Annotated in this window: 17 protein-coding genes and 1 pseudogene; 7 read left to right on the top strand and 11 right to left on the bottom strand. The window is 69.2% G+C overall.

Annotated elements, in window-relative coordinates:
- Window positions 1-68 precede the first annotated feature (68 nt).
- Together nrdR and ACIA1L_RS01470 are read right to left on the bottom strand one after the other, a co-directional pair.
- A complete protein-coding gene (gene nrdR / locus ACIA1L_RS01475; RefSeq protein WP_396070353.1) occupies window positions 69-605 on the bottom strand; it encodes a transcriptional regulator NrdR in 537 nt (178 codons plus the stop codon).
- A gap of 1,211 nt (window positions 606-1,816) precedes the next feature.
- Window positions 1,817-2,167: a LysM peptidoglycan-binding domain-containing protein gene (locus ACIA1L_RS01470; RefSeq protein ID WP_396070351.1), complete on the bottom strand. Its 351-nt coding sequence runs from the start codon at window positions 2,165-2,167 to the stop codon at window positions 1,817-1,819.
- 269 nt (window positions 2,168-2,436) lie between these two features.
- Here ACIA1L_RS01470 and lexA point away from each other — a divergent pair, with 269 nt between their 5' ends.
- On the top strand, window positions 2,437-3,234 hold the full coding sequence (lexA, locus tag ACIA1L_RS01465) for a transcriptional repressor LexA (protein ID WP_396070349.1): 798 nt from the start codon (window positions 2,437-2,439) through the stop codon (window positions 3,232-3,234).
- Window positions 3,235-3,364: 130 nt separating this feature from the next.
- Here the strand turns inward: lexA and ACIA1L_RS01460 are convergent, their stop codons facing one another.
- Both ACIA1L_RS01460 and hflX read right to left on the bottom strand, forming a co-directional pair.
- Entirely contained in the window at window positions 3,365-5,968 is a 2,604-nt protein-coding gene (locus ACIA1L_RS01460) for a hypothetical protein (protein ID WP_396070347.1), read from the bottom strand.
- A gap of 212 nt (window positions 5,969-6,180) precedes the next feature.
- Window positions 6,181-7,575, bottom strand: coding sequence for a GTPase HflX (gene hflX / locus ACIA1L_RS01455; RefSeq protein WP_396070345.1), 1,395 nt, complete (start codon window positions 7,573-7,575; stop codon window positions 6,181-6,183).
- A 174-nt stretch (window positions 7,576-7,749) separates the two neighbouring features.
- Here hflX and ACIA1L_RS01450 point away from each other — a divergent pair, with 174 nt between their 5' ends.
- The gene (locus tag ACIA1L_RS01450) at window positions 7,750-9,210 is read left to right on the top strand and encodes an NAD-dependent malic enzyme (RefSeq protein ID WP_396070979.1); all 1,461 of its coding nucleotides are present in this window, start codon (window positions 7,750-7,752) and stop codon (window positions 9,208-9,210) included.
- A 22-nt stretch (window positions 9,211-9,232) separates the two neighbouring features.
- Here ACIA1L_RS01450 and ACIA1L_RS01445 read toward each other — a convergent pair whose 3' ends face one another.
- The 3 genes from ACIA1L_RS01445 to miaA are packed head-to-tail and all read right to left on the bottom strand — an operon-like array spanning window position 9,233 to window position 11,840.
- Window positions 9,233-10,063: a glycerophosphodiester phosphodiesterase gene (locus ACIA1L_RS01445; protein WP_396070343.1), complete on the bottom strand. Its 831-nt coding sequence runs from the start codon at window positions 10,061-10,063 to the stop codon at window positions 9,233-9,235.
- Entirely contained in the window at window positions 10,063-10,908 is an 846-nt protein-coding gene (dapF, locus tag ACIA1L_RS01440; protein WP_396070341.1) for a diaminopimelate epimerase, read from the bottom strand. The genes ACIA1L_RS01445 and dapF overlap by 1 nt, the downstream gene beginning before the upstream one ends.
- A gap of 8 nt (window positions 10,909-10,916) precedes the next feature.
- Window positions 10,917-11,840, bottom strand: a complete 924-nt coding sequence (miaA, locus tag ACIA1L_RS01435) for a tRNA (adenosine(37)-N6)-dimethylallyltransferase MiaA (protein WP_396070340.1) — start codon at window positions 11,838-11,840, stop codon at window positions 10,917-10,919.
- Window positions 11,841-12,013: 173 nt separating this feature from the next.
- On the opposite strand from miaA, the gene ACIA1L_RS01430 reads away from it, so the two are divergent.
- On the top strand, window positions 12,014-13,222 hold the full coding sequence (locus ACIA1L_RS01430; protein ID WP_396070338.1) for a DUF349 domain-containing protein: 1,209 nt from the start codon (window positions 12,014-12,016) through the stop codon (window positions 13,220-13,222).
- A gap of 42 nt (window positions 13,223-13,264) precedes the next feature.
- Here the strand turns inward: ACIA1L_RS01430 and ACIA1L_RS01425 are convergent, their stop codons facing one another.
- Genes ACIA1L_RS01425 through ACIA1L_RS01415 form a run of 3 tightly spaced genes read right to left on the bottom strand, consistent with a single transcriptional unit; the run spans window position 13,265 to window position 16,759 of the window.
- Window positions 13,265-14,704: a diguanylate cyclase gene (locus tag ACIA1L_RS01425; RefSeq protein WP_396070336.1), complete on the bottom strand. Its 1,440-nt coding sequence runs from the start codon at window positions 14,702-14,704 to the stop codon at window positions 13,265-13,267.
- A 29-nt stretch (window positions 14,705-14,733) separates the two neighbouring features.
- Window positions 14,734-16,236: a tRNA (N6-isopentenyl adenosine(37)-C2)-methylthiotransferase MiaB gene (miaB, locus tag ACIA1L_RS01420; RefSeq protein ID WP_396070334.1), complete on the bottom strand. Its 1,503-nt coding sequence runs from the start codon at window positions 16,234-16,236 to the stop codon at window positions 14,734-14,736.
- Between the two features lie 37 nt (window positions 16,237-16,273).
- Window positions 16,274-16,759 carry a hypothetical protein gene (locus tag ACIA1L_RS01415; protein WP_396070332.1) on the bottom strand — a complete coding sequence of 162 codons (486 nt, stop codon included), beginning with the start codon at window positions 16,757-16,759 and terminating at the stop codon, window positions 16,274-16,276.
- 131 nt (window positions 16,760-16,890) lie between these two features.
- Between ACIA1L_RS01415 and ACIA1L_RS01410 the strand changes: the two genes are divergently transcribed.
- The 4 genes from ACIA1L_RS01410 to ACIA1L_RS01395 all read left to right on the top strand — a co-directional run bounded on the left by ACIA1L_RS01410 (window position 16,891) and on the right by ACIA1L_RS01395 (window position 20,289).
- Entirely contained in the window at window positions 16,891-17,637 is a 747-nt protein-coding gene (locus ACIA1L_RS01410; RefSeq protein WP_396070331.1) for an amino acid ABC transporter ATP-binding protein, read from the top strand.
- 100 nt (window positions 17,638-17,737) lie between these two features.
- Window positions 17,738-18,592, top strand: coding sequence for a glutamate ABC transporter substrate-binding protein (locus ACIA1L_RS01405; protein WP_396070330.1), 855 nt, complete (start codon window positions 17,738-17,740; stop codon window positions 18,590-18,592).
- A gap of 147 nt (window positions 18,593-18,739) precedes the next feature.
- Window positions 18,740-19,414: an amino acid ABC transporter permease gene (locus tag ACIA1L_RS01400; protein WP_396070328.1), complete on the top strand. Its 675-nt coding sequence runs from the start codon at window positions 18,740-18,742 to the stop codon at window positions 19,412-19,414.
- Window positions 19,411-20,289, top strand: a complete 879-nt coding sequence (locus ACIA1L_RS01395; protein WP_396070327.1) for an amino acid ABC transporter permease — start codon at window positions 19,411-19,413, stop codon at window positions 20,287-20,289. Before ACIA1L_RS01400 ends, ACIA1L_RS01395 begins: the two co-directional genes overlap by 4 nt.
- A 172-nt stretch (window positions 20,290-20,461) precedes the next feature.
- Here ACIA1L_RS01395 and rny read toward each other — a convergent pair.
- Window positions 20,462-22,003: pseudogene (rny, locus tag ACIA1L_RS01390) on the bottom strand (ribonuclease Y); the annotation flags it as partial.
- Window positions 22,004-22,791: the final 788 nt, after the last annotated feature.

The following is a 22,791-nucleotide window of genomic DNA, read 5'->3' as shown; positions in this document are numbered from 1 at the left end:
CTGGGGACACGATCACCTCCCGCTAGGGGACACGATCACCTCCCGCTAGGGGACAGGGTCGCCTCCCGTCAGGGAGCACGATCGCTGACCTTGGGCGGTCGGCCGCCGGACCGGGGAGCGACGACATGCCGCACCGCCGGCTCCAACTCCTCCAGGGTCGTCGCGGACTCCCGGAGCTCGCTGATCTCCCGCTCGAACTCGTCGAGCGAGTCGAACGCCTTGTAAACGCTGGCGAACCGCAGATAGGCCACCTGGTCCAGTTCGCGCAGCGGAGTGAGGATAGCCAGCCCCACGTCGTGGCTCGGCACCTCGGCCGCGCCCTTGGCCCGCACGGTTTCCTCGACGCGCTGAGCCAGCAACGCGATGGAGTCCTCGTCGACGGGGCGGCCCTGGCAGGCTTTGCGGACCCCACTCATGATCTTGGTCCGGCTGAACGGTTCGGTGACGCCGCTCCGCTTCACCACCGCGAGCACCGCCTCTTCCACGGTGGTGAACCGCTTACTGCACTCCGGGCAGGACCGGCGGCGACGGATCAACTGACCGTCGTCGGCCTCCCGCGAGTCGACCACGCGGGAATCCGCGTGCCGGCAGTAAGGGCACCGCACCGCATACCTCCCTGTCCCCGGGCCGCCGCACACCCTGCGGTCGACCGCGGCCTCCCCGTGATCCAGGCACGCCAAACCCGACCCCGCGGTGATCATTTTCCGCCGCGACGCCGAAGCTGAACCTGTGGAAGACGGTGGGCCAAACCCCAACCAGTGGCGACTTACACCGTTGTAACTACTAGATGTTGGGGTCGACGTTAGGCCGCCACCGACCCCGACGCAAGTTCACCGGCGCGTCGGCGCGCCGCATTTCCTACCTCAACACGACCGGTGCCGCAGCGGTCACGGCCAGCACAGCACCACCTTGATCCACAACGCCGAAAAAGCCGCCCAGACCCCACCAACACCACCACGATCGTGAATGGCATCACCCGCAAGCCGGGCCAATCACCTCGGCCGTCATGCGCCCACCGCACGAGGTGAGGCACAACACCCCGATCACCTCGCCCCCGGCAGCACGCACCGCCACGGCAAGCCGACACCACCTGAACGCAAGCAGACACCGCCTGCAAGGTGACGCGTCCACCCTCCGCGGGACCAGTAACCGGCCGCCCCCGCCCCGGCCGCCCCAACCCCGACCGCCCCGACCCCGACCGCCCCAACCCCAGCCGCCCCAACCCCAGCCGCCCCAACCCCAGCCGCCCCAACCCCAGCCGCCCCAACCCCAGCCGCCCCAACCCCAGCCGCCCCAACCCCGGCCGCCCAAACCCCGGCTGCCCCCACCCTCGCGACACGGGCAGGCGACCGGCACCATCGGCCATCAACCTTTACGAGGCCGACCGCGGTGTCGCGACACCCTCTGATCCATCGCTGAACGCGCCGTCCCCGGCCGAGCGCCACGCGAGGTGATCGCCGAGATTCAAGCAGCCCCGCGCGAGACATTCCATCGCCGAGCTGAGCTGGTCGCGAGCCTGGCGTCGCATCCATGCGAGCGAGGCGTCAACGTTCTCACCGCCGCCGTGGTAGTCACCGACACGGTCGCATCCACGGGTGCCAGGCGTCGGCGATGCTGATGGGGGATGTGCGACGTGGGCGGTCGCATCCATGTGCGCGAGGCGTAGGCAGCGCAGCGGCGACCCCACCACCTGACGGACTGATCGGCGAGGCCGCAGGACGGCCGCGGTGACCTTGCGGCAAGTGGAGGACCGTGGCGGCGGACCTACCAGCCGCAGCGCGCACCTCCGCTCCAGAGAACCCAATACGGCGCACCGTCAGAGGTTGTGGGGAACGGTGAGCTCTTCGCCGGCGTACACATAGCGGTGTTTGATGCCGTTGAGGGCTTGAATCTCGGCGATCACCTCGCGTGGCGCTCGGCCGGGGACGGCGCGTTCGGCGATGGACCAGAGGGTGTCGTGGGGCTGGACTATGACGGTGGGGAGCGGGTGGGCGGGAACGGTCAGCGCGCCGCGGCGATCGTCGGAGGCGGCGCGGGAGGCTGTGGTCCACAACACTGCGCTCGCAACAGATGCCAGCACGAAGAACAGGGTGAGGAGGACGATCCGACCGCGCCGGGTCAACCGGAGTGGGACCGGCTGGGTCGGGCGTACACCGGTTGCGACCACGGCATATTCCTTTCCTGGCACATCGCGTTCGTACGGGCGTTCGATCGAACGCTCGTACGAAGATGTATCAGAACACGCGTACGGAAGTCGAGTACTTCCGAGCGACACGCCGAAGGAATGTCGTACAGATGTTTGAATCTGTCGTACCCCGCCGATACGGTTCTCCGCTAAGAGGGGTCAGCCGGACTGACGTCATCCCCACGGCGCATGGTCCGGCTCCGCGAACACGCCATGGGCCTGTGAGGCCGTGGCCGACGAGGAGGGCGGACGTGTCGACCGACGACCGGACCAGCCGGCAGGATCACCAGGACTCGAAGCCTGAGGCCACGAACGTCAAAGCCGCCCTGCGGCGCCGGAGCCCGGCCCGGGCGCGCAGCGCCGACGCGCCACAGCTCCGCTCGGTCACTCCGGTGGTCAGTCAGTTCCCCGACCAGATCACCGCTGACCTGACCGCCCGGCAGCGACGCATTCTCGAGTTCATCAAGGACTGGGTGGAGCGCTACGGATACCCCCCGAGCGTGCGGGAGATCGGTGAGGCGGTCGGGTTGGTTTCCCCGTCCAGCGTCGCCTACCAGCTGAAGGAGCTCGAGAAGAAGGGCTTCCTGCGCCGCGACCCGAACCGGCCGCGGGCGGTGGACGTCCGCTCGCCGAGCGACATGGTTGACGACGAGGCATTGCGCTCGGCCCGGCCCGCCCCCGCCTACGTGCCCCTGGTCGGCCGGATCGCCGCCGGTGGGCCGATCCTGGCTGAGCAGGCCGTGGAGGACTTTTTCCCGCTGCCCCGCGAGCTGGTCGGCGAGGGCGAGGTTTTCATGCTGGAGGTCAAAGGCGACTCGATGATCGACGCAGCGATCTGCAACGGCGACTGGGTCGTGGTGCGCCAGCAGCCCACGGCGAACGTCGGCGACATCGTCGCGGCGATGATCGACGGCGAGGCGACCGTGAAGCGCTACCGGCAGCGGGACGGGCACGTGTGGCTGATGCCGGCGAACCCGGCCTTCGATCCGATCCCGGGCGATGACGCAACGGTGATGGGCCGGGTCGTGGCGGTGCTGCGGCGGGTGTGACAGCTTCGGCGCCCGGCCGTCGGCGGTGAGAGCCGCGCCGGCGCTCGGACCCTACGGATAAGGCGCCCCGGAAATTCGGAGCGCCTTATCCAGGAAGCCGTTCAGCTGAGCGGTGGCTAGGTGGTGGTGGTCAGTTGCTCTGCGGTGGACGGCCGTAGATCGGGTGGCCCTCGCCGACAGGCTGAGCGCTGGTCATGGCGCCGGCGGGAAGGCCAGGTGTAACCGGCGCACCCGCGAAAGGACCGGTGGGACGGCCAGGCACAACCGGCGCACCTCCGGAAGGACCGGTGGGACGGCCAGGCACGACCGGCGCACCTGCGGAAGGACCCGTGGGACGGCCAGGCACGACAGCCGCACCTGCGGAAGGACCGGTAGGACGGCCAGGCACGACCGCCGCACCTCCGGAAGGACCGGTAGGACGGCCTGGCGCACTTGCGGAGGAGACGGTAGGAAGATTCGGCGCACCGGCCGAGGAGCCGGAAGGACGGCCCGGAGTGACCGGCGCACCGGCGAAGGGGCCGGTGGGGCGTGCCGTTGCGGTCGGGCGGCTGCCCCCGTCGCCGCCTCCGGAAGGAGAGGATGAGGGCGGGGCGCCGTAAACGCCACCGGAGGGCCGAGAGGCGGGTTGACCGCTCTGGACCTGGTGAGCCGGCGCCACAGCTCCTCGTCCGCTCGGCGCAGCGCCTGCGGGACGACCGAGCTGCGCCGCACCAGACGGACGGCCTGACTGTGCGGCATCCGGACCACCAGGCTGAACAGGACCAGAGCGGCCGGGCTGAGCAGGGCGAGAGCGACCGGAGTTGCCGGGCTGAGCAGGGCCAGAGCGACCGGAGCTACCGGGCTGAGCAGGGCGAGAGCGACCGGAGTTGCCGGGCTGGGCCGGGCCAGAGAGACCGGAGTTGCCGGATTGAGCTGGGCCAGAACGGCCAGGCGGCATAGCGGCGGGGTAGCTGGGTTGGGCTGCGCCGGGCGGGCCTGCGGGGACGCCGTTGGGGCGGCCGGGCTGCGCCGATCCGGTCGGCCGGTCGGGTTGGACCCCGCCGGGGCGACCCAGTGGAGCGGAGCCGCCGGGCCGGCCCGGTTGTCCGACACCGGGGCGGTTCGCCGGGGCCCCAGCCGGCCGGCCGGGCTGGCCGCTAGTGGGATGCGCAGGCTGACCGCTGGTGGGGTGCGCAGGCTGACCGCTGGTGGGGTGCGCAAGCTGACCGCTGGTGGGGTGCGTGGGCTGACCGCCCGAGGGCCGGACCGGGACCTGGCCGGGGCGCCCCTGGATGGATTCGCCCGGACGGCCCGGCTGAGCTGCGTTGGGCAGGCCGGGCGCAGCGGCGACACCGGGACGGCCGGCAGAGGCGGAACCGGGTCGGCCGGCAGTGGCGGAACCGGGTCGGCCGGCCTGACCGGGGCGACCCTGGGGACCAGTGTCCGGCGGCCGGGCGGACGCACCGCCATAGACGCCGCCTCGGGCGGGGCTGGCGCCGGGCCGGCCGGCGGCGGCTGCGCCGCTCGTTCCGTAGCCGTGGGGGCCGTCTTGCGGACCGCCGACGGTGAGGAGTTCGGTTTCCGCGTCGGTCGGGTCCGGGCGGGTCGGGTCGGTGCCCTTGCCTACCGGGGTGGGCGGTGGGGGCTTCTTGCGGGAGCGGGCGATGCCGAAGACGCCCGCGCCGACCAGGAGGGCGCCGAGGATGCCGACGCCGCCGACGAGCCAGGTGATGTCGGAGAGGCTGAGGTTGGAATACCAGGCCGGGCTCGACTTGGCCGCCGCGGCGGACTTCACGTTCGCCTGGACGGTCGTGGTGGCCGGCGTGTAGCGCAGGATGTTGTTGACCGCTTCCGGGTCGTCGACCTGGCCGAAGTCGGACACGGTGGCGAAGGACTTGCCGTCGTCGGTGTAGGTGATGGCTTCGCCGAAGGGCTCGTTGGGCAGGCCTGTGTTGCGAGGTTCCTTCTTGAGGGCGGCGATGACGTCACCGTTGGCGACATCCCATTCGAAGGCGTCCAAATACGTCCGGATCACCACCTTTTCGCCACCGGGGGCAACCGCCGCGCCGGTGACGACACTCATGGCGAGGCGGGCGAAGGGGGTGCCTGCGGTGTCTGTCCGCGGCAGTTCGAGCTGGCCGACTTTGGTGAGCGGTACGCCTTCGGTGTTGTTCGTCTTGAGCTCGGCGGCCGGGGTGTAGAGCTGGGCCGCGCCGGTGACCTCTTTGGTGATGATGATGGGTTTGCCGGCGCCATCGATGAGGAGGGCTTCGGCGTCGTGTTTCTGGCCGGCCGGGTAGGCCAGCCGGTGAATCTTGGGCTTCTTGCTGCCGTCCGCGGGCATCGACCAGAGGCTGATCGTGGCCCGGGCTTCGGCCTGCTTGAGGCGGACGCTGTTGTCGCCGATGTCGGCGATCCACAGGGTCTTGCCGTCCGGCGACAGGACCATGTCCTCGGTGTCGCGCGGGCCGTCGCCGCTGTACTCCACCGTGTTGGCGACGGCGCATTCCTTGTCGAGGAAGAAGATTTTGCGGCGCTCCGGGTCGTCGGAGCCGTCGTTGATCACGGCGTAGCCGTCGTTGAGCGCCACGATGCCGGACAACTCGCCCAGCCGCGAGTCGGTGATCTTGCACACCTTCTTGCCGGCCGCGGCCTTCGCCGAGGTAGCCGCGGGGGCTGGTTCGGCGGAGGCGGGCACGGCCCCCACCAGCACCAGCCCGGAGGCCAGGAGGGCCGGGAACACGTAACGCCGCATCCGATCAGTGTCGCATGCGGCGTCGCGAACTGGCGTGACGCGTGGATCACGCCTGGTCAGTCGGGGCGCGCCGCGGAACAGCGAGATCAGCGCGGCGCACCAAGCTGGCTACGGTGCGTGATCATGGCCCGGGGATTCCATCGTGGAACGCCATTGACGATCCGAAATGTCGCGACCCGCACAGCTCGCTCACGCACCCAAAAGTTCACCGATCACGCTCGGAACTGCGCCAGTTCCGCCGCCAACTGCTCGTCGACACGGATGCGAAGCTCGGTGCCCTCCTCGGTGTGCCGGGTGTCCAGCACCTGGCCCTTGCGGTGGATCCGCGCCACCAGGTCACCCCGGTCGTACGGCAGCAGCACCCGCAGGTCGACGGCCGGACGCGGCAGCCGCTCGGCGATGGCCGCGTGGAGGCCGTCGATGCCCTGACCTGAGCGGGCCGAGACGAACACGGCGTCGGGCCAGATCCGTTTGAGCCGCAGGATCGTCTCCTCGTCGGCCGCGTCGGTCTTGTTGACCACGAGCAGTTCGGGCAACCGGTCGGCGCCGACCTCGCCCAGCACCTCGCGAACCGCGGCGACCTGGCCCTCCGGGTCGGGGTGGGCGCCGTCGACCACGTGCACCAGGAGGTCGGCGTACGAGACCTCCTCCAGGGTCGAGCGGAACGCCTCGACGATCTGGTGCGGGAGGTGGCGAACGAAGCCGACCGTGTCGGAGAGGGTGAAGACGCGACCGTCCTCGGCCGCGGTGCGCCGGGTTGTCGGGTCGAGGGTGGCGAACAGCGCGTCCTCGACCAGGACACCCGCCGAGGTCAGCCGGTTGAGCAGGCTGGACTTGCCCGCGTTGGTGTAACCGGCGATAGCCACGGCCGGGATGCCGCTGCTGGCGCGGCGGGACCGCTTCGTCTGGCGTACGGTGCGCATGGCTTTGATCTCACGACGCAGCTTGGCGATCCGCTGGTTGATCCGCCGCCGGTCGGTTTCCAGCTTCGTCTCACCGGGACCACGCGTGCCCACACCGCCACCGGAGCCGCCGCCGGCGCCACCGCCCTGCCGGGAGAGCGAGTCACCCCAGCCGCGCAGTCGCGGGAGCAGGTATTGCAGCTGGGCCAGCTCGACCTGCGCCTTACCTTCCTTGCTCTTCGCGTGCTGGGCGAAGATGTCGAGGATCAGCGCGGTCCGGTCGACGACCTTGACCTTGGTCTGCTGCTCCAGGTTGCGCAGCTGGGACGGGGACAGCTCGCCGTCGCAGATGACGGTGTCCGCGCCGGTGGAAATGACCACGTCGCGCAGTTCCTCGACCTTGCCGCGGCCGATGAAGGTGGCCGAGTCGGGGCGGGAGCGGCGCTGGATGAGGCCTTCGAGCACCTCGGAGCCGGCGGTCTCGGCCAGGGCGGCGAGCTCGGTCAACGAGTTCTCCGCGTCGGAGACGCTGCCCTCGGTCCAGACGCCGACCAGGACGACGCGCTCGAGCCGCAGCTGCCTGTACTCGACCTCGGTGACATCGGTGAGCTCGGTGGACAGGCCCGCGACCCGCCGCAGCGAGTGACGTTCCTGAAGTTCCAGCTCGCCGGTGGTGACGTCGGATTCGAAAAGCTCTGTTCGCAAAAGGTGACCCTCCTCAGCCCGATCGTGACACGCCGGGCGTGCCGGCCGCATCCACATAACCCGGCTGAGCGTTGTCGTACGGTGCCTGACTCACCAGTAACCACCGCGACGACCGCCGAGATTCCCGAAGCGGAAGAATACGGGTACTCACCCGCCAACGACGGAGGGATTCCCGTGGTGACCACCCGCCTGCCCAGCGCAGGATTCTCGATCACGATCCGCATCGCCGTGACCGCCGACGCCTCGTCCATCGGCCGGCTCACCACCTGCGTAGGTGAGGCGGGCGCGATCGTGACCGCGCTCGACGTGGTGGACTCCGACCCCACCCGCGTCCTCGTCGACCTCACCTGCGACACCGCCGACTCGACGCACGCCGACCAGGTCGTCAAGAACCTGGAGGAGCAGGACGGCGTCGACGTCCGCAAGGTCTCCGACCGCACCTTCCTGCTGCACCTGGGCGGCAAGATCGAAGTTTCCTCGAAGGTCGCCCTGCGCAACCGCGACGAGCTGTCCCGGGCGTACACGCCGGGTGTGGCTCGGGTCTGCATGGCGATCGCGGAGAACCCGAAGGACGCGCGGCGGCTGACTATCAAGCGCAACACGGTTGCCGTGGTCAGCGACGGCTCGGCCGTGCTCGGCCTGGGCAACATCGGCCCGGCGGCCGCCATGCCGGTCATGGAGGGCAAGGCTGCGTTGTTCAAGCGGTTCGGCGGCGTCGACGCCTGGCCGGTCGTGCTCGACACCCAGGACACCGACGAGATCGTCGCCATCGTGAAGGCGATCGCGCCGGCGTACGGCGGCATCAACCTCGAGGACATCGCGGCGCCGCGCTGCTTCGAGATCGAGTCGCGGCTGCGCGAGCTGCTGGACATCCCGGTCTTCCACGACGACCAGCACGGGACCGCGATCTGCGTGCTGGCGGCGCTGACGAACGCGCTGCGGGTCGTGGGCAAGGACCTGGCGGACGTCAAGGTTGTCGTCTCCGGCGCGGGGGCCGCGGGTACGGCGATCATGAAACTGCTGCTGCGCCAGGGCGTGGGCGACATCATCGCGTACGACCGGAAGGGTGCCCTGCACCGTGGCATGGCCGAGCTGACCCCGACCTGGGAGTGGCTGGCCGAGCACACGAACAAGGAGAACTACTCGGGCGACCTGCCCGGCGCGATCGTCGGTGCGGACGTGTTCATCGGGGTCAGCGCCCCGAACCTACTGACCGGTGACGACATCGCCAAGATGGCCGACAAGTCGATCGTGTTCGCGCTGGCCAACCCGGACCCCGAGGTGGACCCGCGGGAGGCCCGGCAGCATGCGGCGATCGTGGCGACCGGCCGCTCCGACCAGCCCAACCAGATCAACAACGTGCTGGCGTTCCCCGGCGTGTTCCGCGGCATGCTCGACGTGAGCGCCGAGGAGTTCACCGAGGAGATGGCGTTGGCTGCAGCGATGGCCATCGCCAACACCGTCGGCGAGGACAAGATCAACCCGACCGTGATCATCCCCAGCGTGTTCGACGCCCGGGTGACGCCCGCGGTGGCGGCGGCGATCCGCGCCACGGTCAAGGGCACTCCCCCGCCGCAGAACGCGGCCGCGGTGCCCGCCACCGAGATGGATCAGGCACCCGAGGTGACCTACTAGCTGTCGCGCGGCCGCGGAACGTTCAGCGGTGGCGGGCCCAGCCGGTCAGCTCTCCGGTGTGGTCGGTGATCAAACCGGCCACACCGGCCCGGACCAGGTCGGGCCAGAGCGTCAGGTCGTTGGCGGTCCACGGCATGACCGCCACCCCCGCATCCGCGAGGGCCGCGACGGTCTCCGGCGAGCCGAGGACCGCGTTCACCGACGGGTTGCAGTAGCCGACGCCCAGCTCCGCGGCCACCTCGACCTGCGCCGGGTCGAAAGCGTCCCGCAGGAAACCCCGGCGCACGTCGGGGGCGGCCTCAGCGACCAGGCACACGATCGCGGGATCAAAACTCTGCACGACGGTACGGTCCAGCAGCCCGGCATCCGCCACCTGGCCGATGATGTTCTTGACCTGCGCAAGGTCGGCCGGCGGCTTGATCTCCAGCAGCACCTCGACGCGGGGCGCCGCCACTGGCACGATCCCGGCGGCCCCGGCCGAGTCTGCGAGGACGGCGTGCGGGTGGAGCAACGCCAGCGCATCGGTGAGGCGGGGCACCCGGACTCCGGTGAAGGCCGGGGAGAACCAGGATCCCGCGTCCAACCCCGCGATCTCGTCGAAGGCCAGCTCCCAGACCTTGCCGGAGCCATCCGTGGTCCGATCGACAGTGCGGTCGTGGATGACCACCGGCACGCCGTCCGCGGTGGTACGCACGTCGAACTCGATGAAGGTGGCTCCCGAGAGAACACCGGCGGCGAAGGCGGGCAGCGTGTTCTCGGGCGCGACGGCGGAGTAGCCACGGTGAGCGACGCGGTGCAGCGCGGCCTTGCCGTGCATGCCAGCGACAGCTGCCTTGTCGTGCGTGCCCGCCATCAGCTGAGCGCCGCCACGTCGATCTCGCCGGTAGCCACGAGAACCGCCGGGCCGGCGAGGAACCATCGGCCGTGCTCGTCGGCGGTCACGAGCAGACGACCGCCGGGGACGTCCACCGCGACCATGCCTGTCGCCAGGCCCGCGTCGCGCAGAGCCACCGCGCCGACAGCCAACGCACCCGAGCCGCAGGACAGGGTCTCGGCCGAGCCGCGCTCGTACACCCGCATGTGGACGTGCAGGTCGGCGCCGGTGACCGGGTCACCGGGGATGGTGAATTCGACATTCACCCCGTCGGGGAACAGGCCGGTGTCGTGGCCCGGTGCCACGGTCAGGTCCAGGGTGGCGAGGTCAACGCCGTCGTGCAGGCCGGTGACCAGGTGCGGGTTGCCGCAGTCCACGGCCACGCCGGGCATGGTGAGGGGGCCGATGGTGGCAATGCTGGCCGCGTACACCCGGGGGGTGGTCATGTGGACCGAGATGAGCGAGTCGCTGACGACCGCTCGCACGACGCCGGCTCGCGTCGCCACCGGAAGGCCCTCGGGGCCGGCGGTCGCAAGGCCGCGGGTGAGCAGGTAGCGGGTGAAGACCCGCACGCCGTTGCCGCACATCTCGGCGGACGAGCCGTCGGCGTTCCAGTAGTCCATGAACCACTCGGCGTCGTCCGCGAAGTCGGCGCCGTCGGGGTGCTTGGCACTGCGCACGACTCGGAGAACGCCGTCTGCGCCGAGGCCCCGGCGGCGATCGCACAGGGCAGCGACCAGCGCGGGCGTCAGATCGAGCGCGCCGTCGGGGTCGGGCAGGATGACGAAGTCGTTGCCGGTGCCGTGGCCCTTGGTGAACAACACGCGGTCCATCATCGCGCAAGCACGCCGCAGGCCGACAACGCGTCCTCCATCAGAGTGCTCGACGCGCCGTCCAGCCAGGTGATCCGCGGATCGCGCCGGAACCAGGATCGCTGCCGACGGACGAACCGGCGGGTGCCCTGCACCGTGTCGGCCTTGGCCTCGTCCTCGGTCAGTGCGCCGTCGAGCTGCGCGAGGGCCTGCTGGTAACCGAGGGCGCGGCTCGCCGTCCGCCCCTCGCGCAGGCCTTCGGCGTCGAGCTGGCGTGCCTCGTCGATCAGACCGGCCGCCCACATGAGGTCGACCCGGTCGGCGATCCGCTGGTCGAGCTCGGCGGTGTCCCGATCGACGCCGATCTGCACGCTGGCGTAGTACGGGATTGGCTCGGGCAGGGCCGCCGTGAACGACGCGCCGGTCAGCTCGATGACCTCCAACGCCCGCACGATGCGCCGCCCGTTCGACGGCAGGATCTTCTCGGCGGCGGCCGGGTCGGCCTGTCGCAGCCGCTCATGCAGCTCTGCGGGGCCGGATTCGGCCAGCTCAGCCTCCAGACGTTCCCGAATGACGGGATCGGTACCCGGAAAGGCGAAATCTTCGAGTACGGCGCGTACGTACAACCCCGAACCGCCCACCAGGATGGGTACGCGTCCCCGCCCCGCGATCTCGTCGACGGCCGCCCGGGCCCGCTCCTGATACTCCGCGACATTCGCCGGAAAGGTGACATCCCACAGGTCGAGGACGTGGTGCGGGACCCCGTCGCGTTCGTGGGCTGGGAGTTTGGCCGTACCGATGTCCATGCCCCGATAGAGCTGCATCGAATCGGCGTTGACGACCTCCCCGTCGAGGGCGTGGGCGAGGGCGAGACTGAGCGCGGTTTTCCCGGCGGCGGTCGGCCCGACCACGGCGACGACTCCGGGGGGTGGGAGCAATGGCACGGAGCCACCGTAACGGGCTGGTCACGGTCATCCGTGGGCGCTTCCCCGGAACCGGGTTGGACCTGTGACAATGCGCGAGAAAGAATGCCGATGGAAAGATGGCATTCGACTGCGCTATGGCGGCGGTCGCGGGCATCGAGGCTCGGCGACGCCGGGAGAACGAGGATGGGCTCATGATTGACTGGACGACCTTCGGGCGCGTGGATGCCGACGGCACCGTTTATGTGAAGACGGCCGAGGGCGACCGGGTGGTCGGCTCATGGCAGGCGGGCACCCCCGAGGAGGGCCTGGCCCACTTCGCCCGCCGCTTCGCCGACCTGGTCACCGAGGTCGACCTCGTGGAAGCCCGGCTCAAGTCCGGCGCGGCCGACGCGGCGCACTCCCTGACCACCATCAAGCGGCTGCGGACCACCCTCGACGAGGCCCACGTCGTCGGCGACATCGACGGTCTCGCCGCCCGGCTGGACCGGCTCACCGCGATCGCCGACGAGAAAGCCGGCGAGGCCAAGGCCGCCCGCGAGGTGGCGCGCACCGAGGCGCTGGCCCGCAAGACCGCCCTGGTCGAGGAGGCCGAGACGATCGCCGCCGAGGCGACCGGCTGGAAGACCGCGGGCGACCGGCTCAAGGAGATCCTCGACGAGTGGAAGACGATCCGCGGCGTCGACAAGAAGACCGACGGTGAGCTGTGGAAGCGCTTCGCCACCGCCCGGGACGGCTTCACTCGCCGCCGCGGCGCCCACTTCGCCACCCTCGACGGCCAGCGCAAGCAGGCGCAGACCGCCAAGGAAGACCTGGTCAAGGAGGCGGAAACGCTCGCCGAGTCCAGCGAGTGGGGCCCGACCGCGGCCCGGCTCAAGGAGCTGATGAACGAGTGGAAGGCGGCGCCGCGCGCCGCGAAGGAGGCCGAGCAGCGCCTCTGGGAACGCTTCCGTGCCGCACAGGACAGCTTCTTCACCCGCCGCAGCGAGGTCTTCTCGGCCCGGGACGCCGAATACAAGGGCAACCTTGAGAAGAAGCAGGCCGTCCTCGCCGAGCTCGAAGCGGTCGACGTCGACGCCGACCCGCGCGGCGCGCAGAACAAGTTGCGGGACCTTCAGGCCGCCTGGCACGACGCGGGTCGGGTGCCGCGCGAGTCGGCGGCTTCCCTCGACCGGCGCTGGCGTGCGGCTGAGGAGCGCATCCGGATCGCGATGGATTCGGCGTGGCGCAAGACCACCCCGCAGGACAACCCGCTGCTCAAGCAGATGCGCGAGCAGGTCGCCGAGGCGGAGGCACGACTCGCCCGCGCCCAGGCGGCCGGCGACAGCCGCCGGGTCAAGGAGGCCGAGCAGGCCCTCGCGACCAAAAAGCAGTTCTTGGCGCTGGCCGAGCAGGCCAACTGACGGTTTCTTTCGTACGGCCCCGTCTGGTCGGCGGGGCCGTACTCATGCGTGGGCGAGGCTGAGCTCACCCACCGCCTTCGACTGTTTGGCCTGGTACATGGCGAGGTCAGCACGGTTGATCAGCTCGTCGGTCGTGGCATCCGGCCCGGCGAAGGCGACGCCCACGCTGAGCCCGACCCGGACCAGCTCACCGGCAACCTGGATGGGCTCACGCACCACCCGACGGATCCGGTCACACACCGCCTCGACGGCCTCGCGCGGATCGTCGCCGTGGCAGATCACCACGAACTCGTCGCCGCCGAACCGGCTCACCAGGTCGCACTCGCGGACCGAGGCGCGCAGGCGGGCAGCGACCGCGATGAGTAGCGCGTCGCCGGCGGCGTGACCGAGCCGGTCGTTGACCGGCTTGAAGCCGTCGAGGTCGCAGAAGAGCACCGCCTGCCGGCCCGGATCGGCGGCCAACTCGGCGGTGAGCCGGTCCAGGCAGGCGGCCCGGTTCGGCAGCCCGGTCAGCGGATCGGCGGTGGCGAGCCGCAGCAATTCCTGCTCGGCTCGCCGGCGTTGCGCCGACAGCCGGCCGACCCGGAGCATCACCAGGGGCACCAAAACGGCCGAGCCGAGCGCGATCAGGACCCCGTCGGTGGGCAGTCCGAGCACCGCCCGGCCGCCGCCGACCACCGGGATCGACGCCATCATCAAGCCCAGGAACAGCAACCGGCCCGGGGTCAGGTCATCGGCAGGCTCCGGGCCCGGTTCCGTGATCAGCACCGCGGTCGGGTGCAGCGCGGCAGCGCCGAGGCACACGTACCCGATGAGGAACGGCAGGTTGGCCCAGTCGGGCACGGCTCCGGTGACCGGATCGGTGATCACCACTGCCAGGACGTTCGCCAGCACGCCGGTGGCGAGCCCGCCAGCGAGCAACCACACCGCGACGAGATGCCGGGAAACCAACGCGACCCGGACCAGAGCGCCGAGGATGCCCATCATGACGAAGACGTCGATGAACAGGAAGCCCTGGTCCATCGGCGGCACATCGGCAGCCTGGTGGAACGGCAGAAACACCACGTCCCACAGCAGCCCGCCAAGGGCCAGCGAGGTGATCGCCGCGTCGATGACCCCACCAAGATCGCGGCGGCCCCGACGCAGCACCACCAGCACGGCGTCGCCGAGCAGGAACAGGTAGCCGGTGGCGTAGAGAGCGGCCGACACCATGTCGTCCCGGACCGGCTCGGGCGGCGCATAGATGTTCCACGCCCAGACCACGTTGCCCGCGTTGAGGAAGCCCACCGCGACCAGCAGCAGCCACCACGGCAGCCGCGTGCCCACCGGGCTACGGCTCAACCCGATCGCCACGGCCGGGATGACCGCGCCGGACACCAACAGGTACGGCAGCCAGCGCAGCTCCGCCGGGAACGCGAAGTACGCCAGGATGAGGCCGATGGAGGCCACGGCGTACCCACGAGACTTCACAGCGACTCCCATCGGTCGCACCGGTCGGGAGTTGAGGCAACCTAGAGCGAGCAGCCGCCCGCGGTCGAGGCGGGCAGCGGCGGAGGCACACCGACACTCGGCAGCCCCAGCGAGACGCCAGGGAGGCGCGGGGTACGCCCAGCCTCGTACGCGTCACCAGCCCGCGTACGCCGGTGGCTGAGCGGGTCGCCGTCCGCGTTGAGGTGGTGCGGGGCGGCGTACGTGATCACCGTCTCCACCACGTCGCCGGGGCGCGGGGTGAGGCCACCGGTGGCGAAGTGCACGAGGCGACCATCCCGGGCCCGGCCGCTCAGCCGGCCGGTGCGCTCGTCCTTGCGACCTTCGCCGACCGCGACCAGGACCTCGACCCGCTCCCCCACCAGCCGCTTGTTCTCGGCCCAGCTGATCTCCTCCAGGGTGGCGATCAGCCGCTCGTAACGCTCCTGAACGACCTGCTTCGGCAGCTGCTCGTCCATCGTCGCGGCGGGCGTGCCGGGTCGCTTCGAGTACTGGAAGGTGAAGGCGCTGGAGAAGCGGGCCTGGCGAACCACATCGAGGGTCTGGACGAAATCTTCTTCGGTCTCGCCGGGGAAGCCCACGATGATGTCGGTCGTGATCGCCGCGTCTGGCATGGCAGCTCGAACCTTGTCGATGATGCCGAGGTACTTCTCCGAGCGGTAGCTGCGGCGCATCGCCTTGAGCACCCGGTCGGAGCCGGACTGCAGCGGCATGTGCAGCGAGTGGCACACGTTCGGGGTCTCGGCCATCGCCGCGATCACGTCGTCGGTGAAGTCCTTGGGGTGCGGGCTGGTGAACCGAACCCGCTCCAGGCCGTCGATCTCCCCGCAGGCGCGCAGCAGTTTGCCGAAGGCCAGCCGGTCACCGAACTCGACGCCGTACGAGTTGACGTTCTGGCCGAGCAGGGTGACCTCGAGGACGCCCTCGGCGGCGAGAGCCTGCACCTCGGCCAGGATCTCGCCCGGACGACGGTCCTTCTCCTTGCCGCGCAGCGACGGCACGATGCAGAAGGTGCAGGTGTTGTTGCAGCCGACCGAGATCGACACCCAGCCCGCGTAGGTCGATTCGCGCTTGGTGGGCAGGGTCGACGGGAAGACCTCGAGCGACTCGAGGATCTCGACCTCTGCCTCCTGGTTGTGCCGGGCCCGTTCGAGCAGGGTGGGCAGGGAGCCGATGTTGTGCGTCCCGAAGACGACATCGACCCAGGGCGCGCGCTTGACGATGTCGCCGCGGTCTTTCTGGGCGAGGCAGCCGCCGACGGCGATCTGCATGCCGGGGTGCTTGAGCTTCGTGGGGCGCAGATGGCCCAGGTTGCCGTAGAGGCGGTTGTCGGCGTTTTCCCGCACCGCGCAGGTGTTGAAGACGACGACGTCGGCAGCGTCGGCCTCGGTGGCACGGACGTAGCCCGCGTCCTCCATCAGGCCGGAGATGCGCTCGCTGTCGTGCACGTTCATCTGGCAGCCGTAGGTCCGCACGTCGTAGGTGCGGGCGGCGCTCGGCAAAGCCTCAGGCAGGGTCTCAGTCATGGCAATTGACCAGGGTAGTCCTTCGCGGCCGGCAGGCCTAAGCCGCTTCAGGCCAGGGACGGGGTTTCCACCTCGAGCGGGAGCAGCCGGGTGCGGGCGCGCAGGCCGGGTCGGCGCCGGTGCAGGGGCGTAGGTGGCGGCGTTCCGTACCCTCGTCGGTTTCGATCTCGTCGACGTGCACGGCCCGCAGCGTGCCGTCGGGCTCGGCCAGGACGTAGCGCGTGGGATTGAGGGTGTCGTCCGGAAGCAGCACGTCGGCGCCGAGCCGGACGGCCACGGCGCTGGCGATGGTTGCCTCGGGGAGATCACTGGGAGTGAGGTAACAGTCGATCACTGTCGGGAACTCACCGCCCACGTGCCACACATCACAAAGCACTGCGCCGTGCACCGGTTCGTCCAGAGTCGTCACTGGTCGTTGCAGCGCGCCCGCCACCGCAGCGTGGATCTTGGAGGCAGCAATTGTTGCCCTTACGCACCAATTCCACAGGCCGTCTGCCGGATCGTCGTGCGCCATACCGCTCATCGTGGACATCCTTTTCCGTTTTCACCCCCGGTGTTACTGCTCCGTGACCATTCTCGGCGTGATCCGATACCGCCGCCCCCCTAGAGTGACCCCATCCGAGTGAAGCCCAACGACGGGACGGTGGTCAGACGGTGACGACGAGTGAGCCTCTCATCGTCCTCGAGCAGGTCAACAAATACTTTGGCCCGCTGCACGTCCTGCAGGATGTCAGCCTCACCGTGGACCGCGGCGAGGTCGTCGTCGTGATCGGACCGTCCGGGTCGGGCAAGTCGACGCTGTGTCGCGCGATCAATCGCCTCGAGCCGATCAACTCCGGCACGATCACCTTCGACGGTCGCCAGTTGCCCGCCGAAGGCAAGGCCCTCGCGCAGTTGCGCAGCGAGGTGGGAATGGTTTTCCAGTCCTTCAACCTCTTCGCGCACAAGACGATCCTGCAAAACGTCACGCTCGGGCCGGTCAAGGTCAAGGGCGAGAAGCCCGCAGCCGTGCGCGAGCGGGCCCTGAAGCTGCTGGACCGGGTCGGCATCGCGAGCCAGGCGGACAAGTACCCTGCCCAGCTCTCCGGCGGTCAGCAGCAGCGGGTCGCCATCGCACGAGCGCTGGCGATGCAGCCGAAGGCTCTGCTCTTCGACGAGCCGACCAGCGCCCTCGACCCGGAGATGGTCGGCGAGGTCCTCGACGTCATGACATCGCTCGCCAAGGACGGCATGACGATGGTCGTGGTCACCCACGAGATGGGCTTCGCCCGGCACGCCGCCGACCGCGTCGTCTTCATGGCCGACGGTCAGCTCGTCGAGCAGTCGACCCCGGCCGATTTCTTCGAGAACCCGAAGAGCGATCGCGCCAAGGACTTCCTTTCGAAGATCCTGACCCACTGACCCGGTCCTGATCCGATGTCATGGTCCCGACTCCCTGACATCAGTCCAATCCGGACGCCATTTTCGAATTGTGTTTTTCCCCAGTAGGAGGAGCGAGACGATGCGCATCACCCGAATGACGGCCGTAGCCGGGGCCTTCGCCCTGGCAATGGCCGCGGCAGCGTGCGGCGGGGGCGACGACAGCGGCTCGGGTAAGGCCAGCGGCATCATCGGCAAGGCGAGCAGCGACAAGAAGCTCGTCGTGGGCGTCAAGGCCGACCAGCCGGGTCTCGGCCTGCTGACCGGCAGCACCTACACCGGTTTCGACATCGAGATCGCGAAGATCATCGCCAAGGGCCTCGGCGTGCCGGAGACCGGCATCGAGTACAAGACCACGGTGTCCTCCAACCGCGAGCCCTTCATCCAGCAGGGCCAGGTCGACATCGTCGTCGCGACGTACACGATCAACGACGACCGCAAGAAGGTCGTCAACTTCGGTGGCCCGTACTACGTCGCCGGCCAGGACCTGCTGGTCCCGATCGCGTCGACGATCACCGGCGTCGAGGCCATCGCCGGCAAGAAGGTCTGCTCCGTCTCCGGCTCCACGCCGGCCAAGCGGATCCAGACCGAGCACAAGACCGCCCAGCTCCAGCAGTTCGACTCGTACTCGAAGTGCGTGCAGGCGCTGGCCGACGGCACCGTGGACGCGGTCACCACCGACGACATCATCCTCGCCGGCTACGCCGCCCAGGACCAGTACGCCGGCAAGTTCAAGGTCGTCGGCAAGAAGTTCAGCGAGGAGCCGTACGGCATCGGTCTGAAGAAGACCGACAAGGACGGCTGCAACAAGATCAACGACATCCTGAAGGCCGCAGCCTCGGACGGCTCCTACAAGGCCGCCTGGGACAACTCGCTCGGCAAGAGCGGCACCGCGGCTCCCACCCTGGACGTCACCAAGCTGACGAACTGCAGCTGACCTAGCGCGTACGCGGGCGGGGCCGGTGTGACTGCCGGCCCCGCCCGCTGCTGCAGAGCCCTACCACGATAGAGCCCTACCACGATTGACCGGCGCCGCTGCCGCGACGCCTTCCTGTTCCTTCGGCGTCGCGAGGAAGCGAGGGTGATGGACGTCTTCTCCGATCCCACCAACATCGACACGTACGTCACCGGGTTTCTCTGGATTCTGAAACTCACCGCGGCCGCAACGGTCGGCTCCGTGGTCCTCGGCGTCGTGCTCGCCGCGATGCGGGTTTCACCGGTCCCGGTGCTGCGCGGCTTCGGTGCGTCCTGGGTCAACATCTTTCGAAACACGCCGCTGACGCTGATCATCGTCTTCTGCTACTTCGGCCTGTACTCAGCGCTCGGGCTGTCGCTGTCGGACAACCTGGACAGCAACAACTACTGGCTCGGCGTGATCGGCCTGTCGGTCTACACCGCCGCGTTCGTGTGCGAGGCCATCCGCTCCGGCATCAACACCGTGCCGGCCGGGCAGGCCGAGGCCGCCCGCGCCATCGGCATGTCGTTCCTGCAGACCCTTACGGTCATCATCCTGCCGCAGGCGGGACGTGCCGTGATCGCGCCGCTGGGCAGCATCTTCATCGCCCTGGCGAAGAACTCCACCATCGTCGGCATCATCGGCCTGATGGAGTCCTCCAGCGCGATGAAGGACCTGATCAACGCGAACGGCGACGCGGTCATCCCGATCTTCCTGGTGTTCGCCGGCACCTTCGCCGCCGTTCTGATCCCCACCGGCTACCTCTTCGGCTGGCTGGCTAACCGTCTGGCGGTGAAGCGGTGAGCGCCAACACCGACGCTGTCCTCTACGACCACCCCGGGCCGCGGTCCAAGATCCGCAACGCGGTGCTGACCGTCATCTTCGGCCTGGCAGTCGTGGGCTTGCTGTGGTGGATCTACCGCAAGTTCGATGAGAAAGGCCAGTGGGAAGGCCCGCTGTGGCGGCCCTTCCTGGAGAGCTCGACCTGGGTCGACTACATCCTGCCGGGTCTGTGGTCCACGGTCAGCGCGGCCGCCGTCGCCATGGTGCTGTCGCTGGTCTTCGGCCTGATCTTCTCGGTCGGCCGACTCTCGGACCACTGGTGGCTGCGCATCCCGGCCGGCGCGGTGGTGGAGTTCTTCCGCGCCGTGCCACTGCTGCTGCTGATCTTCTTCATCTTCTACGGGATCCCGTTCCTCACCGAGGAGCCGATGCCGCCGTTCTGGGCGGTCGTTGCGGGTCTCACCCTCTACAACGGGTCTGTGCTGGCCGAAGCGTTCCGCGCCGGCATTCACGCGGTGCCGCGCGGGCAGAGCGAAGCCGGCTACGCGATCGGCATGCGCAAGTACCAGGTGATGAGCGAAATCCTCATGCCGCAGGCGGCCCGGGCGATGCTGCCGGTCATCGTCAGCCAGCTCGTCGTCCTGGTGAAGGACACAGCGCTCGGCTACATCATCGGCTACACCGAGCTGCTGCAACTCGGCGTCAACACGCTCAGCGCCAACTATGGCAACCTCGTCGCGGCGGCCATTGTGGCAGCGATCATCTACGTGCTGCTCAACGCCTCGCTGACGTACTTCGCCGGGGTGCTGGAACGCCGGACCCGCCGCAGTGGCAAGGCCCCGCGGATCAAACAGATCACGGTCGCGGACGGCGCGGACGCCTCCGCGGCTGTGTAACGGATTGAAGCGGGACCACTCACGCAGCTTGAAGGGTGTGGGGAGCTGATCTGGAGCGCCAGCTCCTCGGCTCCCCACGCCCGGCTCGGCGGGAGCGGCGGTCCGCACCACCCACCGAGCTACGACATGCAGCTCTTGATCTTCTAGCTCTTACGCTTCTAGCTCTTGATCGTCAGCGGGCGAGTTCCGTGACCCGCGACTCGCGCACGACCGTCACCCGGATTTGGCCCGGGTAGGTCAGCTCCTCCTCGATCTGCTTCGCGACATCGCGCGCCAGCACCGCAGCCGAAATGTCGTCCACGTCCTCGGGGCGGACCATCACCCGGATCTCGCGGCCAGCCTGCATGGCAAAAACCTTGTCGACCCCCGACTTGCCGCCGGCGATCTCCTCGATCCGCTCCAGCCGCTTCACGTACGCCTCCAGACTCTCCCGACGCGCGCCCGGCCGCCCACCGGAACACGCATCCGCGGCCTGCGTCAGCACCGCTTCGACAGTCTGCGGCGGCACCTCGTTGTGATGCGCCTCGATCGCGTGTACGACATCCTCCGACTCACCAAACTTGCGAGCCAGATCCGCGCCGATCAACGCGTGACTGCCCTCCACCTCGTGGGTGAGCGCCTTGCCGATGTCGTGCAGGAACGCCGACCGTTTCATCGTCGGCACGTCCAAGCCCAGCTCGGCCGCCATGATCCCGGCGATATGCGCGGTCTCCACCAGATGCTTCAGCACGTTCTGCCCGTAGCTCGTGCGATAGCGCAGCCGACCCAGCAACGTCGCCAGCTCCGGATGAATGTCGGTGATGCCGACATCGACCAGGGCCTCCTCGGCGGCGCGCTCGCAGAGCAGATCCACCTCGCTCTTCGCACCCTCGAAGACCTCCTCGATCCGGTGCGGATGGATCCGGCCGTCGAGCACCAGCTTCTCCAGCGTCAGCCGGCCCACCTCGCGGCGCACCGGGTCGAAGCACGACAGCAGCACCGCCTCCGGGGTGTCGTCGATGATCAGATTGACCCCGGTGGTCGACTCGAACGCCCGGATGTTGCGGCCCTCACGGCCGATGATCCGGCCCTTCATCTCATCACTCGGCAGATGCAGCACACTGACCACGCTTTCCGCGGTCTGCTCGCTGGCAATCCGCTGGATCGCGTCCACGACGATGTGCCGAGCTCGGGTATCCGCAGTGCGCTTGGCATCCGATTCGATGTCCCGGACCAGGATCGCCGCCTCCCGCTTCGCCTGGCCCTCGATGTTCTCGATCAGCTCGGACCGCGCCTGCTCGGCAGTCAAACTCGCAATCCGCTCCAGCTCCTGGCGCCGACGTTCCTCGGCCTCGGCAACCGCAGCTTCGCGGTCGGTCAACGCCGACTCGCGGGCCGCAAGGTCAGCGTCCATCGCGGACAGCCGCCGCTCGCGGTCCACCAGCCGCTCGACCTCCTCGCCGTGCAGACGCTCCCGCTCGTCGATCCGAGCAGCCCGCCGCTCCACCTCGGCCGCGTGTTCCTTCGCGGTCGTGTTCAGCAGCGCCACCTCGCGTTCGCCGCTCCGCCGGGCAGCCGCGCGCACCTGCTCCGCATCCGACTCCGCCTGGCGGTGCGCATGCTCGAGAATCGTGTCGGCTTCCTCGTGCGCCGACTCCAAAACCCGCCGGGCCTCGGCCCGAGCGGCAGTGGCCTCGGCTTTGGCGGCGGCAACTTCCGCGCGTACGGAAGCAGCTTTGGCATTGGCATCATCGACCTTGGCCTTGGCGCGCTGCAGGGTGCGCTCACGGTTCTCCTGGTCCACGGCCCGGCTCTGCTGATCGGCGAGCCGGCTCTCCTGCAGGCGGCGCAGCGCTCGAGCACCGAAGATCAGGCCAGTTATGACCGCGGTGGCAAGAATGATGACCGCCACCATGAGCACCCATACCAGGGCCGTCATCTCGCCGATTCTCCCTTCGCCACCGCGCGGGTGGTTTTCGTTCAGCGTCAGGGAAGCCCGACCGCGTTCTGCATGTTCCTAGGGTGGTGCGACTGCACGCCTGGTAAGCCTGCCACGCTCGGCTTGCCTGGTGTGTCCGCGCGCATTGCCTGACGTGCCGTGCCAAAGGCTGAGGTGAGTGAGCGGGCGCGCCCTCTGCGCCCCCTTGAGTCCGCTCTGTTGCCGAGCCGCTGAGGTGGGTATACCGCCACGCGGTGTTGACCGTGCTACGTCAGTCGGGCGGTACAAGGCGCAGCTGTTGCTCACTCCCCTGCCGGGTGGCCTGGGCATGCGGACGGCGGGCATCGCCGGGCGGTGGGCCACCGGACGCCAAGACGTCCGGCTTACCGGTGCAGCCCGGTCAACTACGTCGATCCGCGGAGCGCGGCCGTTCCCGCCGGCGCTTTCCGAATGCACCGCCGCTTCCCCGATGCATTCGTCGTGCCGACCCCTGCCCATGGTGCTGGCCGGCATCCCGGATTCCCGGCTTTCGCCGTGGGCCGATGCGCGCGGCCAGAGCTGCTCAGTCTCCGGTCGCAGGAGAC

Source organism: Actinoplanes sp. NPDC051859 (genome assembly GCF_044452725.1).
Classification (GTDB): Bacteria; Actinomycetota; Actinomycetes; order Mycobacteriales; family Micromonosporaceae; genus Actinoplanes.
This window is presented reverse-complemented; position numbering and strand designations above follow the sequence as displayed.